Annotated in this window: 14 protein-coding genes and 1 pseudogene; 5 read left to right on the forward strand and 10 right to left on the reverse strand. The window is 65.0% G+C overall.

All coding sequences use genetic code 11. The annotated features are described in order from the left end of the window. Positions 1–48: 48 nt before the first annotated feature. Positions 49–1,578, reverse strand: a complete 1,530-nt coding sequence (locus ABRP34_RS08445) for a cytosine permease (RefSeq protein ID WP_353712860.1) — start codon at positions 1,576–1,578, stop codon at positions 49–51. 133 nt (positions 1,579–1,711) lie between these two features. On the opposite strand from ABRP34_RS08445, the gene ABRP34_RS08450 reads away from it, so the two are divergent. Beyond that, complete coding sequence (locus ABRP34_RS08450; protein WP_353712861.1) at positions 1,712–3,229, forward strand: PucR family transcriptional regulator ligand-binding domain-containing protein; 1,518 nt, start codon at positions 1,712–1,714, stop codon at positions 3,227–3,229. A gap of 147 nt (positions 3,230–3,376) precedes the next feature. Here ABRP34_RS08450 and ABRP34_RS08455 read toward each other — a convergent pair whose 3' ends face one another. The 5 genes and pseudogenes from ABRP34_RS08455 to ABRP34_RS08475 all read right to left on the reverse strand — a co-directional run. Beyond that, complete coding sequence (locus ABRP34_RS08455) at positions 3,377–3,676, reverse strand: hypothetical protein (protein ID WP_353712862.1); 300 nt, start codon at positions 3,674–3,676, stop codon at positions 3,377–3,379. A gap of 210 nt (positions 3,677–3,886) precedes the next feature. Further along, positions 3,887–4,207, reverse strand: a complete 321-nt coding sequence (locus ABRP34_RS08460; protein ID WP_353712863.1) for a carboxymuconolactone decarboxylase family protein — start codon at positions 4,205–4,207, stop codon at positions 3,887–3,889. After that, the gene (locus ABRP34_RS08465; RefSeq protein ID WP_353712864.1) at positions 4,204–4,821 is read right to left on the reverse strand and encodes a flavodoxin; all 618 of its coding nucleotides are present in this window, start codon (positions 4,819–4,821) and stop codon (positions 4,204–4,206) included. The genes ABRP34_RS08460 and ABRP34_RS08465 overlap by 4 nt, the downstream gene beginning before the upstream one ends. Before the next feature lie 128 nt (positions 4,822–4,949). Then, a complete protein-coding gene (locus ABRP34_RS08470; protein WP_353713334.1) occupies positions 4,950–5,807 on the reverse strand; it encodes an aldo/keto reductase in 858 nt (285 codons plus the stop codon). Positions 5,808–6,002: 195 nt separating this feature from the next. Further along, positions 6,003–7,253: pseudogene (locus tag ABRP34_RS08475) on the reverse strand (DHA2 family efflux MFS transporter permease subunit); the annotation flags it as partial. Between the two features lie 131 nt (positions 7,254–7,384). On the opposite strand from ABRP34_RS08475, the gene ABRP34_RS08480 reads away from it, so the two are divergent. Next, positions 7,385–8,272 (forward strand): helix-turn-helix transcriptional regulator, encoded by an 888-nt coding sequence (locus ABRP34_RS08480; RefSeq protein ID WP_353712865.1) that lies wholly within the window; start codon positions 7,385–7,387, stop codon positions 8,270–8,272. Positions 8,273–8,389: 117 nt separating this feature from the next. Then, positions 8,390–9,085: a maleylpyruvate isomerase family mycothiol-dependent enzyme gene (locus ABRP34_RS08485; protein ID WP_353712866.1), complete on the forward strand. Its 696-nt coding sequence runs from the start codon at positions 8,390–8,392 to the stop codon at positions 9,083–9,085. A 66-nt stretch (positions 9,086–9,151) separates the two neighbouring features. On the opposite strand, the gene ABRP34_RS08490 is transcribed toward ABRP34_RS08485, so the two are convergent. The 4 genes from ABRP34_RS08490 to ABRP34_RS08505 are packed head-to-tail and all read right to left on the reverse strand — an operon-like array spanning position 9,152 to position 11,413. Then, the gene (locus tag ABRP34_RS08490) at positions 9,152–9,913 is read right to left on the reverse strand and encodes an ABC transporter permease (protein ID WP_353712867.1); all 762 of its coding nucleotides are present in this window, start codon (positions 9,911–9,913) and stop codon (positions 9,152–9,154) included. After that, the gene (locus ABRP34_RS08495; protein WP_353712868.1) at positions 9,910–10,713 is read right to left on the reverse strand and encodes an ATP-binding cassette domain-containing protein; all 804 of its coding nucleotides are present in this window, start codon (positions 10,711–10,713) and stop codon (positions 9,910–9,912) included. Before ABRP34_RS08495 ends, ABRP34_RS08490 begins: the two co-directional genes overlap by 4 nt. Further along, the gene (locus tag ABRP34_RS08500; protein WP_353712869.1) at positions 10,710–11,081 is read right to left on the reverse strand and encodes a DUF1048 domain-containing protein; all 372 of its coding nucleotides are present in this window, start codon (positions 11,079–11,081) and stop codon (positions 10,710–10,712) included. The genes ABRP34_RS08495 and ABRP34_RS08500 overlap by 4 nt, the downstream gene beginning before the upstream one ends. 2 nt (positions 11,082–11,083) lie before the next feature. Then, entirely contained in the window at positions 11,084–11,413 is a 330-nt protein-coding gene (locus tag ABRP34_RS08505) for a PadR family transcriptional regulator (RefSeq protein WP_353712870.1), read from the reverse strand. A 194-nt stretch (positions 11,414–11,607) separates the two neighbouring features. Between ABRP34_RS08505 and ABRP34_RS08510 the strand changes: the two genes are divergently transcribed. Continuing rightward, a complete protein-coding gene (locus ABRP34_RS08510) occupies positions 11,608–12,159 on the forward strand; it encodes a dihydrofolate reductase family protein (RefSeq protein ID WP_353712871.1) in 552 nt (183 codons plus the stop codon). Positions 12,160–12,606: 447 nt separating this feature from the next. Further along, positions 12,607–13,938, forward strand: coding sequence for an MFS transporter (locus ABRP34_RS08515; RefSeq protein ID WP_353712872.1), 1,332 nt, complete (start codon positions 12,607–12,609; stop codon positions 13,936–13,938). Positions 13,939–13,957 lie beyond the last annotated feature (19 nt).

Here is a 13,957-nt window from a genome sequence, read left to right on the forward strand (position 1 = left end):
GCCGGGGTTCCTTTCGTCAGAGGGCGAACTGGAGAGGTGCAGAAGGATTTAGAGTTCGACGGCGGAAACCGGCTGGGGTGCCTGCGCAGCATCAGGTGCGCTGACCGCGGCGGAGGTGCCGCCGTCGTCCGTCACCGTTACGTACGGCCGGTGCAGCCGGGGGCCGAGAACCGCGTACACCGCGGCGCTGGTAAGTCCGCCCGCGAGCCAGGAGAGGTCCCAGCCGCCCAGCGCAACCGCGATGGGGCCCTGCATGATCGGGATGAGCCCGTACATGAACAGCCAGGTGGCCGCGATCCCGGCGAGCAGCGCGGTCACGCCGGCCCAGTTGACCACGGGCAGCCGGCGGGTGCCGACGCCGTCGAAGAGCCGATCCACCTTGCCCGGCCAGCGCTTCTCCAGCCAGAAGTAGTGCACCAGCATCACACCGCCCCAGGCAGCCACCCAGGCCACGAGGCCGATCAGCCAGGCGTCCAGCACCGAGGCGAAGTCCTCCTGGAAGATGAAGAAGACGACGGCGATGAGCGAGAAGACGCCGACGAACAGGTTGAGTTTGCGGCGGCTGATGGTGATGTCCAGGGCCTGCGTGGCCACCGAGAAGGTGTAGATGTTCAGGATGTTGGTGGCGATGGGTCCGTGGAGCACCATCAGGAGCACGGGCAGCGCCATGGCGCCGAAGTTCTGCACGATCAGTTTGCCGGGGTCGACTTCGCCGCTGTTGGTGGCCAGGCTCGCGCCGAGAACGCCGAGCCAGACGACGGGGATGAACTGGCCCAGGACGGAGGCCAGGTAGACCTTTTTCTTGGGGACGGTGGTGCTGACGAAGCGGGAGTAGTCGGCGGCGTAGGTGAACCAGGTGATGCCCCAGCCAATGCCGATGGCCGTCATCACGGCGCTCATGGCCGCGATGCGTTCGGAGCCTTCCAGGATGTTGCCCGCGGGGCCGGCGTAGGTCCAGTCGATCTTCAGGCCGAACCAGGCCACGGCGGACATGACCACCAAAATGATGATGGTGGGCGGCACGGTCCATTTTTCGAAGGCGGCAATCGCCTTGTACCCGAACCAGGCGATGGCAACCTGGGCGGCCATGATGAACGTGGCGACGCCGATCTTCCAGGCGTAGTTGTGGGCGTCGGGATCCACCCAGCCGAGGGTGCCGAAGAGCGCCATGACCAGGTCGAGGATGATCCAGGTGTTGACGGCGCACCAGCCCACCACGAGCAGGGCCTGGATGGCGGCCGGGAGGTAGTTGCCGCGGCGGCCGAAAGCGGCTCGGGCCAGGACCATGCCGGTGGCGCCGGTCTTCTGGCCCAGCAAAACGAAGCAGCCGAAGAGCAGCATGCCGATCAGGTTGCCGAGGACCAGGACGGTGACCGTGTCAGCAAAGCCCAGGCCCAGGTTGATGCCCAGGGCGCCGAGGACCCAGTTGATCGGGGCAAGGTTTGCGCCCGCCCAGATCCAGAACTGGCCCGACACCTTGCGGGTGCGCGCGGATTCCGGAATGGGCTGGAGCCAGGCTTCGAAGTCCTCGGCCTGCTCCATTGCGGGCCCGGACTGCGGTGTTGAGGAGTTGTGCATCGGAAAAGCCTCCGTATGAGGAAGAAGAGCCTCCGGGAAGAAGGGATGCATTAAGCGTATGTGCGCTACATCACAGCAACAAGGTACGATCTGTCTAACATAATTCCCTTGCCTATGACGGAGTGTAAGAACAGTGTTGCTCGAAGACGTTCTGAAGCACCGGACCGTCCAGGCGGCCGATCCGCTGCTGCGCGCCGCCCCGGACAGCGTGCCCGGCCGGCAGGTGCGGTGGGTCCACTCGAGCGAGGTCCTGGACATCGCTCCCCTGCTGCGCGGCGGCGAGCTCCTCCTCAGCGGCGGCCAGGCCCTGGCCACCGCAAGCGATAAGCGGCAGGTGGACTACGTCCGCGAACTGGCGGGACGCGGCGTCGCCGCCCTGGCCATCGAGACCGGGCCGACGCTGCCCGACATTCCCGAGTCCATGCTCATCGCAGCGGAGTCCAACGGGCTGCCGCTGTTCGAGCTGCGCAAGGTGGCGCCCTTCGTGGGCATCATGCAGGAGATCAACTCCATCCTGGTGGGCCAGTCCGTGGAACTGCTGCAGCGCGGCGACGAGATCAGCCACGCCATGGCGGCCGAACTCGCCCACGGCGGCGGGCTGGATGAGGTGCTCGCCGTGCTCGCCGGGCAGACCGGGACCAGCGTCCGCCTGGTTTCGCCGGCGGGGCTGACGCTGGGGAGTGCGGGTGCCGACGGCGGCGGTTCTGCCGGCGGTACTGCCGGCGCTTTGGCGACGGCAAGTACGACGGCGGTCGACGTTCCGGTCCGCGGTGTGCTGGCCGCGCGGCTGGAACTGGAGGCGCCCGAGGGGATCGACCCGGCGTTTGTCCGGGTAGCCGGTGAACGCTCCGTCGACATTCTTGGCCTGGCGCTGCTGCAGCGGATGCCGCCGGGCCTGAAGGAACTGGCGGGAGCGGAACTGATGCGCGCCGTCCATTCCGGTGCCCAGCCGTGGCGGCTGGAGCAGCTGGGGGCCGCGGCAGGGTTCGCCGTCGACGGTCCGGTGGCCGCCGTCATGATCCGTTCCGCCGCTTCCGGCCGGCTGCGCCCGGCGCTGGACAGGATTCTGGCGGACTCGGTCCCGCATGCTGCCAGCTATGCCGACAAGCTGGAGCTCATCGCGTTGGCCGGCCTCCCGCCCGAGGGAACCCGTGCCGCGCGGGCGTCGCTGATCGAGGCGCTGGGGAACCTCGACGTCCCGGAGGGCTCCGCGATCGCCGTCGGACCCCTGGGGCAGGGCGTCGGCGAGGCCGCCTGGTCCATGGCGGAGGCTCGCCGGACGCTGGACCTGGCGCCGCGGACTGGCCGTGCCGCCAGCGGACCGCGGCAGGTGCGGGATGCGGACGCGTTCAGTGCCGAGCGGCTGGCTGCCGAGAGCATCGACGGCGGTGCCCGCCGCGACTTCGTCCGCCGGACGCTGGGACCAATTCTCGAGCACGACGAACAGCGGAACTCGCAGCTGCTGCACACCCTGACGGTGTGGCTGGATTCCGGCTGCAACACGGCGCAGGCAGCACGCGAGCTGCACCTGGAGCGGCAGTCGATGTACCACCGGCTGCAGCGCATCTTCGACCTCTGCGGCGGCGACCCCCGGGGAACGGGCAGGCTCGCCGGCCTGCACCTGGCAACCCGCCTAGCCCCACTCCCCTAGGCCCTTTCCTCAAATCCCGTCGCCTGGATCCCGACGCTTCCTCACAGGACAGCGTCCGGGGGACGTGGCGCAATGACCGGATCTGCATGGCGGTGCACCAGTGCCCACGTGTCGCCCTCGGGTCGATAGACGCTCGTTACACGCAAATCAAACTGCGATATATCGGCTCCTCCCCTGCCAATGTTCTACGTCGAGGAAGACGGCCAGCTCGGAAGTAACGTGCCTACTGAGGCCATCAACGCCAACGAGTCGTCCGTCCTTGAACCGGGCAGCGGCTGAATCGAGAGCCTTAGATACCTGGTCCCAGCCCACAACCGGCGGTCCCCAGGGATTCGCGAGGGACCCATCCTCGCCGTGGGAGAACATTGCCTTGGCTGGTTCAGGATCTCCTTTGGCAAACTCATTCATCGTTTGATGAAACCGGCCGACGACCTCGTCAAGCTGCATTGTTCCCACCTTCTGATTGTGGCGTTCGAGTACCGAATCCTACGCCCGGGGAACCCGCCCGTCACGAACCAACCGGGTCAGTCAATATTGAGTGCAAGCGGACGACGGGAGGTCCCGCCGTCGTCCAGCAACCACCACCTGCTCGAGTCTGTCTGACCATGTTCGGATCTTTCGCCAACACAAAGCCACATACCGCTGCGATCCAAGACTTCAGGAGTCGAAGACCTCCTTGGCTACCGTGATGGCAGATACGGCCTTGGGCCAGCCAGCATAGAAGGCCAGGTGGACGATGGCTTCCTTCAGTTCGGGTTCCGTCAGGCCGTTGGTCTTTGCCCGGCCGAGGTGGCCGCGGAGCTGCTCGGTGCTGCCGCTGGTGATCAGGCTGGCGACGGTCACGAGGCTCCGGTCCCGCGGGGAGAGCTCGCTGCGCTCCCAGATGTCCCCGAAGAGCACGCCGTCGGTGAGCTCAACAAGCTTGGGGGCGAAGTCGCCGATGAGTTGCTGGGCGCGGGTCTGGGTCGGATCCGTCATGCGAGTTGTCCTTTCGGAGGGTTAGGCAAGTCGGAGGCGTAGGCCATGAGGCCGGTTCGCCGCAGCCAGGCCTCGGTTGCGGGTCTGGATTTGCCGACTTCCTCGCCGCGGACTGCGAGCCCCTCGCCGAGGGTTGCGCCGAGGCAGGAGCCGGCGTAATCCCGCTCGATGGTGCCCAGCCCGCTCACGGCGTAGGTGGCCATGGGGTAAACGGTCTTGCCGGCGAAGTCATGGTTTTCGGTGAACGTCGTCATGATCATCGGTGCTCTGACGTTCCAGATGCCGCTGGCCAGGAGCACCGTGTCGTAGCGGTCTATGGACGGAAGAGGGTTGGCGATCTCAGGACGGCTGTCCTCATTCTGCTCGCGGACGTTACGTGCCACGGTGGCGTCGTAGCCATCCGGGTATGGAACCGCTGCTTCGATCCGGTGAACGTCGCAGCCAATGAGACCGCTGATCATGCCGGCCAGAACTTCGGTGTTGCCGACGTCGAGGTCCCGGCGGCCGCCGTAGTAATAGTTCTCGCCTGCACGCGAAAAGTAAGCGAGCAGGACTCTGGCGCCGGTTTCCCGGCCTTCGGCAGTGCTCGCTTGTGGTGTGACTGGAGCTGGCATCGTGTTCCCTGGGGTGCACCCCGCCGCGCCGGCGCCGAACAGCGCCCCGGCAAGGCTAACGGCCGCGGAGCGCAGGACGGATCGCCGGTCAGCGGCGGGCAGGTTTTTGGACATAAAGGCAGGCCAGGTCAGCTGTACCGGCGGCCGCCCAGCCAGCTGACCATGGCGGGATCGCGGTGGTCGAAGAAGAGGCTGGCACCGGTGTCCAGGGCGGCGATGGTGCTCATCTGTTCGGCGGTGAGGTTGAAGTCGAAGACATCCATGTTCTGGGCCATGCGCTCAGGCCGCACGGACTTCGGGATGACCACGACGTCCCGCTGGATCAGCCAGCGGAGCACGACCTGTGCAACGGACTTGCCGTGGGCTTCGGCGATGCCGCTGAGGACCGGATCGGTGAAGAGGTTGTTTTTTCCTTCGGCGAACGGTCCCCAGGATTCGATCTGGACACCGCGCTCGCGCATCAGCGACTGGTCAGCCTCGCGCTGGTGGAAGGGGTGGGTCTCGATCTGGTTGACGGCCGGGACGATCTCGTTGTGGTCGATGAGGTCCACGAGCCGGTCGGGATGGAAGTTGGACACGCCGATCGCACGCGAAAGGCCTTCCTTGTTGATCTCCTGCATGGCACGCCACTCGCTGTAGTAGTCACCCAGCGGCTGGTGGATCAGGTACAGGTCGACGTAGTCCAGGCCGAGCCGGCGGAGTGAGTGCTCGAAGGAGCGCCTCGTGTCGTCCTCAACGCTGCCGGTCGGGGCGTGCTGGATCCAGACTTTCGTGGTGACAAAGAGCTCCTCGCGGGCGATTCCGCTGGCCTTGATCGCCGCACCGACGGCCGCCTCGTTGCCGTAGGAGGCGGCCGTGTCCAGGTGGCGGTAGCCGACGGCGAGGGCGGCTTCGACGGCGGCCTGGGTATCCTCCTCGGGGATCTGGAAGACGCCGAAGCCGAGGATCGGCATCTGCACGCCGTTATTGAGGGTCACGTTTTTCATGGGATCTCCTTCTGTTTTGTGGGTGGCTTTGTGTTGGCTTGCAGGCCGGCTGGGCGGTTTCGTAGTACTGGTCCGTGCCGGGTTCAAGTTTGCGTGCCGCAGGTTCAGGGATGCGGCAGTGAGGATGAGAAGGACGACGGCGGTGGTCCCGAGGCCGATGCGCAGCCCGCCCATGAAGTCGTGCCCGGCCAGCAGGGCGCCGTAGATTGCCACCCCGAGGGACCCGCCGACCTGCCGGGCTGTGTTGATCACACCGCTCGCGGTCCCGGCTTTCTCTGCCGGCACGTGGTCCATGACGAGGGCGATGATCGGTGGGACGGTGAAGGAACCGCCGACGCCGACCGGGACCATCACGAGCGCCACGAGCAGTGTCTGGGCGTCGCCGGGGAGCAGCCACAGGCCAGCCAGGCCCGCGGCCATGATCAGTTGGCCGGCAGCGATCATTGCCACGTTCCCGTAGCGGACCATCAGCCGTGCCGCGAAGGGGTTCAGGAGGGCAACCAGACCGGTCATCGGCAGAAACAGCAGCCCCGTCACCAGCGCTGTCGCCCCACGCTGCTGCTGGAAGTAGAGGCTTTGGAGGAAGACGACGCCGTAGAAAGCCGCCATCGTGACGAGAGCGATGGCCAGGGTGGTGGAGACTGTCCGCGACCGGAACAGGTCCAGCGGGACCATGGGATGCTTTCCCCGGGCCTGCGCCAGTATGAAGGCGGCCACGGACCCGGCACATACGGCGAACAAAGCGAGGATTTCGGGCGATCCATAGCCGACGGATGCGCCTTCGATGATGCCGTAGGTCAGGCTGGCCAAAGCCAGCACGGCGGCAAATTGCCCGAACCAGTCAAAGGGCGCCGGGCGGCGGGGTGAAGGGGCGACGCGGGACAGCACGAGCAGGGCCGCCACGCCGACGGGAAGATTGACGAAGAAGATCAGCCGCCAGTCGATCTGGGTGAGGACGCCGCCAAGCACGGGACCGGCAGCCGCGGCGACTGAGCCGCCCAGGCCCCAGTACACGATCGCCCTGCGCCGATCGACGGCGTCATGGTAGGCCTCCCGGATGAGCGCCAGGGAGCTGGGGGTGATCATGGCGGCACCGAGGCCCTGCAGGATCCGGCCGGCGATGAGGACCGGCAGGCTCGGGCTGAATGCGCAGGCGGCGGAAGCCGCGGTGAAGAGGATCATGCCGAGGCCGTAGGCGCGGCGGGCCCCCACCCGGTCGGAGAACGTTCCGGAGAACAGCTGCAGGGCCGAGAACATCAGGGTGTAGCCGGTGACAATCCACTGCAGGCCGGACAGGCCGCCGCCGAGGTCGTTACGGATCTCGGGCAGGGCCACGTTGACGATCTGGGCGTCCAGGGCAACCACGAAGAAGCCCAGCATGGCCACCGCCAGCGAAGCGCGCGGCCGGGCCGCGGTTGCCGGAGGGCTGACAGCAGACACGGACATGCTGTCCTTTCAGGGAGGGGAAACTGAACTCCCTCAAGAAAACCAGCTCGTTCAAGCGCGCGGGAGTGCCTGTTGTGAGGTGTACTGCCAGTTCCTGTTAGGCCGGGGCCCGCCGTCGTACCGTAGACGCCATGGAGAACAGCAAAGACGTCCGCGAGTTCCTCATGAGCCGGCGGTCGCGCATCACTCCCGCCCAGGCCGGGCTGCCCGCCTACGGCGGGACCAGGAGGGTGGCGGGCCTCAAGCGCGAGGAAGTGGCCATGCTCACCGGCGTCAGCACCGAGTACTATGCCCGGCTCGAACGGGGCAACCTTCGGGGAGTCTCCGAAAGCGTCCTGGAGTCCCTCGCAGGTGCCCTTAAGCTCGACGAGGCCGAACGGGCCCACCTCCTCGACTTGGCAAAGGCCGCCGGACCGTCGCGGACTCCGGGAACGCGCCGGGCCCGGGCCGAAGTCCGCCCGAGTATCGAGCGGATCCTGGCCGGCATGACCGGTACGCCCGCATACGTCCGTAATTCACGGATGGACATCGTCGCCGCCAACAGCCTCTGCTTCGCCCTCTACACAGGCATTCTCAGCCCTGAGACCCTGCCGCTGAACCTCGCACGATTCATGTTCCTGGACCCGCATTCCCGTGACTTCTTTCGTCAGTGGGACACCCTCGCCAGCGACCTTGCCGCCGCTCTCCGCACCGAATCCGGACGCAACCCGCACGACAGGGCCCTGAACAGCCTCGTCGGTGACCTCGCCACCGGAAGCACCGAATTCTCGACCCGCTGGGCCCGGCACGACGTCCGCTTCCACCGCTCAGCGCGCAAGACGCTGCACAACGCGCTCGTCGGAGACATCGAACTCACGGGTGATGCACTGGAGCTGCCCGGCGAAGGCCTCACCGTCGTCGCCTACACTGCCGAACCGGGAAGCCACGCCGAGGAACAACTCAACTTCCTCACGAGTTGGAGCGCCACCGGGAAGAGCCCCGTTGAACCGCTCTCAGCCCACCGAACCGACCCAGGGTGAGGACCCGTCCCACCCATTCCTCACCTCCTGACGCCCAAACCCCACCCTCCCGCGTTTGAAAACCCGCAGGTGAACACCTGAGGCCCCGGGCAACCCCGGTCTGGATATGCTCGACAGATGTTGCCCGAACGCTACCTCGCCGAACTCGCGCAAACCCTAAGTTCGCTCGAAACGCTCGCGCGCCAGCCGGAGAGCACGCTGGGCCGTTCAGTTCCGGCCTGTCCGGGATGGACTCTCGATGCACTGTTCGGCCACATCGGTTCTATAGAACGGTGGGCTGCCGCTATTGTTCGTGCCGGAGAGTACGTCGAGGAACCGGCCGCGCCGCGAGCCAAAGCAGCAACCTGGTTCCTCGAGGGTGCGGCCGGCTTCCTTGCCACCATGACCGCCCTGGACCCCGCGGCACCGTGCTGGAACTTCGGCCCTCCCCCGCGCACGGCCAGCTTCTGGCTGCGCCGGCAGGCACACGAACACGCCATTCACCTCGTCGACGCCCACCAGGCATCCGGCCTGGCTGACCCGGAGTTCGCCGAGGACTTTCTGATCGACGGCATCGATGAAGCCCTGGCTATGTTCGCCCCGCGCCAGCTCCGGCTGCAGCGGATGCCCGACCCGGGTGAGGCAGTGACCTTTCACGTTCCCGGCGGCACAACATGGACTGTCGGCAACGGGGACGTCGCGGCATCAGTCACCGCACCACCAAGAGAAATGTATCTGGGCCTCTGGGGACGCTCCAGCCTGTCAGGAACGGCCGTCATCGACGGTGGCACGGACCTTGCGCTGCGCGTCATCCGCGGCCCCCTGACGCCATGAACGGTCCCCTGCCGCCGTAAACGGATCGCCATCACAGCAAAGGTGACGCCCGGATGAAAATCGCCCCTAGGAGATCTTGCGCCGGTACGCTGCCATGGCGAAGACGTAAGCCAGAACGAGGATCCCAAGGCACCAGGCTAGGGCGATCCAAATGTCGACGCCGACCGGGCGCTGCGCAAACAGGTCCTGGATGGTGTTGACGATCGAGGTGACCGGCTGGTTTTCGGCGAACGCCCGCACGGGACCCGGCATGGTGGCCGTGGGGACGAATGCCGAACTGATGAACGGCAGGAAGATCAGCGGGTAGGAGAAGCCGCCGGCGCCGTCCACGGACTTCGCTGAGAGGCCGGCGATGACCGCGATCCAGGTGAGTGCCAGGGTGAACAGCGCGAGGATCCCCACGACGGCCAGCCATTCCAGCGGGCCCGCCGAGGTGCGGAAGCCCATGACCAGGGCAACCAGCACAATGATCACCAGCGAGAGCGCGTTGGCAACCATCGAGGTAAGCACGTGCGCCCACAGCACGGACGATCGAGCGATCGGCATGGACTGGAACCGCTCGAAAATGCCGCTTTTCATGTCGGTGAACAGCCTCACGGCGGTGTACGCGATGCCGGAAGCGATCGCGATCAGCATGATGCCGGGAAGAAGGTAATTAATGTAGTTGTCGGCGCTTGTCCTGATAGCGCCGCCGAACACGTAGACGAACAGCAACATGAGCGCGACCGGCGTGATCGCCGTCGTGATGATCGTGTCTGGACTTCGGCTGATATGGCGGAGGGAGCGGCCCAGCAGGACGGCCGTGTCTCCGAAGAGATGCTTGCTCATGGCTGGTTCTTACTTGACCCGACTTTGTCGTCCTTCCCCACCAGTGCGAGGAAGATGTCCTCCAGGGTTGGCTGCTTCTCGACGTACTCGACTTCCGCCGGCGGGAGCAGCCGCGTCAGCTCGGCGAGGGTGCCGTTCGCGATGATCCGCCCTTCATGAAGAATGGCGATTCGGTCTGCCAGTTCCTCGGCCTCGTCGAGATACTGCGTGGTGAGCAGAACGGTGGTCCCCTGCCGGGCCAACTCCTTGACCACCTGCCACACCTCGATGCGCGCTTCGGGGTCGAGTCCCGTCGTCGGCTCATCGAGGAAGATCACCTTCGGCTGCCCGACCAGGCTCATGGCGATGTCCAGACGACGGCGCATGCCTCCCGAATAGGCGGACACCTTTCGCGATCCGGCTTCGGCGAGGTTGAAGCGTGCGAGGAGTTCATCCGCTACCGCGACGGGGTCTTTCAGCTGCCGCAACCTGGCTACCAGCACCAGGTTCTCCCAGCCCGAGAGGATTTCGTCGACCGCAGCGAACTGTCCGGTCAGGCTGATGGATTCCCGGACTCTGACGGGTTCCGTCGTGACGCCGAATCCGTTCACGGTGGCTGTGCCGGCGTCGGGCCTTAATAGGGTGGACAGGATCCTCACGATGGTGGTCTTTCCTGCCCCGTTCGAGCCGAGAAGAGCGAAAATGCTGCCCGGCGCCACGTCGAAGTCCACGCCGCTCAGTACATGCAATTCCTTGTAGGACTTCTCCAGGCCCTGCACACGGATGGCAGGTCCGCGGTCCCGCGGCGCACTGATGGTCATGGGACTTCCTCCTCCTTCGTGACGCTCGCGATTGCCTCTGTGAGCCGTTTCCGTTCCTTGTTGATCCACTGCCCCTCCGAGTAGTTCTGGAGGAACGTCTCCGCGAACTCCACGGGGTCTTCCCCGACGACCTCCGGAATCGGGGTTCCGCTCGCCGCGCTCTGCTCGAAGAGATCTGCCAGATCCTCGAGCATCTTCACCAGGGTTTCCCCCTTCGTGATCGCCCCGAAGTACGTCAGGTAACGCTCCAACGCCTCGAGCGCCGTGCGATAGTTTGCGGGAAGCTGCTTCACGCGCGCTTTGTACTGCCGGTACTGCTTCTTCTGTTCGAGCGATCCGGTGACCTGTTCTATCCATCCCATGGCCATGTCTAATTCCCTCCTTCTCGGAGCTGTTCGAGCCGCTCGGCCAGAAAGCTCCATGTTCTCCAGAACTCCTCCAGGTACTGATTGCCCTGGATGTTGAGCGTGTACACCTTGCGTGGGGGACCCTTCTCTGACGGACGCTTCTCGACGTCGACGAGACCCTTTTGCTCGATTCTCACCAGCAGCGCGTAGACCGTGCCCTCGGCAATGTCGGCGAAGCCCTTCTCCCTGAGCAGCGTGGTGATCTCATACCCATACGCCGGCTTACCGGTCAGGAGGGCAAGAACGATGCCCTCCAGCGTCCCCTTGAGCATCTCCGTCATTTGTTTGCCCACCGGACACCTCCTCCAGCTACTTAGTAGTACTAGCTACCAGTACATAGTAACGCTAAGTAGAGGAGTTGCAAGGGGTCGGTGAGTGCATTGGAATAACTCAAGGCACTCGACCGCCCTATCACATCCCGACAAACCTTCCCACTGAGTCCGCGGCGGAATACGGTAATGCCTGACGACCCGATTTGGAGGACCCGATGCGCAAAGTGACTGCCGGACTGTTCCACTCCGTAGACGGCGTGGTGCAGGACCCGTTCAAGTTCCAGTTCGACAGCTTCGATGAAGAGCTTGGCGCGGGACTGACCAAGATGATCAACACTGTGGACACTGTCGTCCTGGGGCGGGTCAGCTATCAGGAGTGGGCGGGGTACTGGCCCAACGCTTCACAGGATGAGGACTTCGCCGCTTTCATCAACCCGGTGGAAAAGTTCGTGGCATCGCACACCCTCACGGAGCCCCTCGAGTGGCAAAACTCGTTCCTGATTGAGGGACCGCTGGAAGATTTCGTCACCGATCTTAAAAAGGACGACGGCGGCGAGATCGCCGTTTGCGGCAGCATCTCAGTGACGCGGCAACTGCTGTTCGCGGGCATCCTGGATGAATTGACGCTTATGACGCATCCCGTAGTGGCGGGCAGCGGACGGCGGCTGTTCGAGGACGGCGACCCGCTGACCAGGCTGGAACTGAAGGACCAGTACAGGACCAGCAAGGGCAACGTCGTCAGCACCTACAGCCTTCGCAACGACTGAGGTTCGACCAGACCCTTCCGCACATCCCGCCGCGTCCAAGCGGACGCTTCCTCACATCCCGCCACGTCCAAGCGGACGCTTCCTCACGTCCTGCACAGCTATGCGCCCCGCGAACGGGCGGGTGAGGACGCGTCAGGAAAAAACCGACCAAACGTGAGAGAGCGTCGGGGAAAAGGCGACGAAACGTGAAAGAGCGTTCCATCTTGGCGTGCCGGTGTTGGGCGCGTTTATAGCAACATCGTTGCGGTTAAGGCAACGCCGAAGATTCTCGCGCGCCCTCCTTGCCACTCAAAGACACCCCGCTCCGGATGCAGTCCTCCTGTGCGCACACAAAGCTGCTCGCAACAAACATCATCAAAATATCCATTGACGGGTGAGCCGCATCACGCTTATTCTGGTGCAACAGCGTTGCAACAGAAGCAACCCCAAGAATTCATTGGTGGACACATGGAACACCCCCCAAGTCACATTTCCCAAGCGGCTGACCCGGAGCTCAAAGTCGAGCAGGTCAGCAAGGACACCCGGCGCCGGGTCATCACCGCGAGCTTCATCGGCAACTTCGTCGAATGGTTCGACTACGCGGTCTATGGCTACCTGGCCGGCATCATCTCCACGGTCTTCTTTCCCGAGGCCGACCGCCAGACAGCACTCCTGGCAACCTTCGGCGTCTTCGCCATCTCCTTCTTCGTCCGACCGCTGGGCGGCTTCTTTTGGGGCCACATCGGCGACCGCCTCGGACGGCGGAAAGCACTGTCGCTTTCCATCGTCATCATGTCCGTGGCCACGTTCTGCATCGCCCTGATCCCCGGCTACGGCACCATCGGCATCCTGGCACCTGTCCTGCTCCTGCTGGTCCGCGTCGTCCAGGGCTTCTCCGCCTCCGGCGAGTACGCCGGCGCCTCCGCCTTCCTGGTGGAGTACGCGCCGGCACATCGCCGCGGACTCTATGCCGCCGTCGTACCCGCAAGCACCGCGGCGGGACTGTTGCTGGGCAGCCTCCTGGCAGCACTGCTGACGTCGGTCCTCAGCGAAAGCCAGCTGCACGACTGGGGATGGCGCCTGCCGTTCCTGCTCGCCGCCCCCATGGGCCTGATCGGCCGGTACATCCGCACCAAGCTCGAGGACACCCCCGCGTTCCGCGCCCTCTCGCAGGAAGAGCACGGCAAGGCACCCGCCAGGGACATGTTCCGGAACAACAGGAAGCAGCTCATCATCGCCACCGGCGCGGTGCTGCTGAACGCCGTCGGCTTCTACGTCATCCTCAGCTACATGCCCACCTACCTCGCCGAGGAACTGGGCTTCGGGGCCGGGGAGTCGTTCCTGGCCACCACCATCGCGCTGGCCAGCTACATCGGTTTCATCTTCCTCACCGGCATCGCCTCGGACAGGTTCGGCCGCAAGCGGATGCTGATCACCGCGTCCGTGCTGTTCATTCTGCTGACGGTGCCGGCGTTCATGCTGCTGGATACCGGCAACTTCCTGGTGATCGTCCTGGTCCAGATCCTCCTGGGCGGCATGCTCACTCTCAACGACGGCACGCTGCCCAGCTTCCTGGCCGAACTCTTCCCGACGAAGACCCGGTACAGCGGCTTCGCCGTCAGCTTCAACCTCTCCAACGCCCTGTTCGGCGGCACCGCCCCGTTCATGGCCACCCTCCTCATCGGCCTCACGCACAACAAACTGGCCCCCGGCTGGTACCTCGCGGCCGCTTCACTGGTTTCCCTCATCGCAGTCCTGTTCGCCGTGGAGACTTCCAAGAAGCCTCTGCAGCAGCACTGACACACCCACCCAAGAAAGA

Source organism: Arthrobacter sp. K5 (assembly GCF_040448525.1).
In the GTDB taxonomy this organism is placed as follows: domain Bacteria; phylum Actinomycetota; class Actinomycetes; order Actinomycetales; family Micrococcaceae; genus Arthrobacter; species Arthrobacter globiformis.

What these genes read in the sequence shown, in the direction of transcription:
- ABRP34_RS08455 (WP_353712862.1), bottom strand. Translation starts at nt 3,676, where the DNA reads ATGCAGCTTGACGAGGTCGTCGGCCGGTTTCATCAAACGATGAATGAG.
- ABRP34_RS08445 (WP_353712860.1), bottom strand. Translation starts at nt 1,578, where the DNA reads ATGCACAACTCCTCAACACCGCAGTCCGGGCCCGCAATGGAGCAGGCC.
- ABRP34_RS08480 (WP_353712865.1), top strand. Translation starts at nt 7,385, where the DNA reads ATGGAGAACAGCAAAGACGTCCGCGAGTTCCTCATGAGCCGGCGGTCG.
- ABRP34_RS08485 (WP_353712866.1), top strand. Translation starts at nt 8,390, where the DNA reads ATGTTGCCCGAACGCTACCTCGCCGAACTCGCGCAAACCCTAAGTTCG.
- ABRP34_RS08490 (WP_353712867.1), bottom strand. Translation starts at nt 9,913, where the DNA reads ATGAGCAAGCATCTCTTCGGAGACACGGCCGTCCTGCTGGGCCGCTCC.
- ABRP34_RS08465 (WP_353712864.1), bottom strand. Translation starts at nt 4,821, where the DNA reads ATGCCAGCTCCAGTCACACCACAAGCGAGCACTGCCGAAGGCCGGGAA.
- ABRP34_RS08510 (WP_353712871.1), top strand. Translation starts at nt 11,608, where the DNA reads ATGCGCAAAGTGACTGCCGGACTGTTCCACTCCGTAGACGGCGTGGTG.
- ABRP34_RS08515 (WP_353712872.1), top strand. Translation starts at nt 12,607, where the DNA reads ATGGAACACCCCCCAAGTCACATTTCCCAAGCGGCTGACCCGGAGCTC.
- ABRP34_RS08500 (WP_353712869.1), bottom strand. Translation starts at nt 11,081, where the DNA reads ATGGCCATGGGATGGATAGAACAGGTCACCGGATCGCTCGAACAGAAG.
- ABRP34_RS08470 (WP_353713334.1), bottom strand. Translation starts at nt 5,807, where the DNA reads ATGAAAAACGTGACCCTCAATAACGGCGTGCAGATGCCGATCCTCGGC.
- ABRP34_RS08495 (WP_353712868.1), bottom strand. Translation starts at nt 10,713, where the DNA reads ATGACCATCAGTGCGCCGCGGGACCGCGGACCTGCCATCCGTGTGCAG.
- ABRP34_RS08460 (WP_353712863.1), bottom strand. Translation starts at nt 4,207, where the DNA reads ATGACGGATCCGACCCAGACCCGCGCCCAGCAACTCATCGGCGACTTC.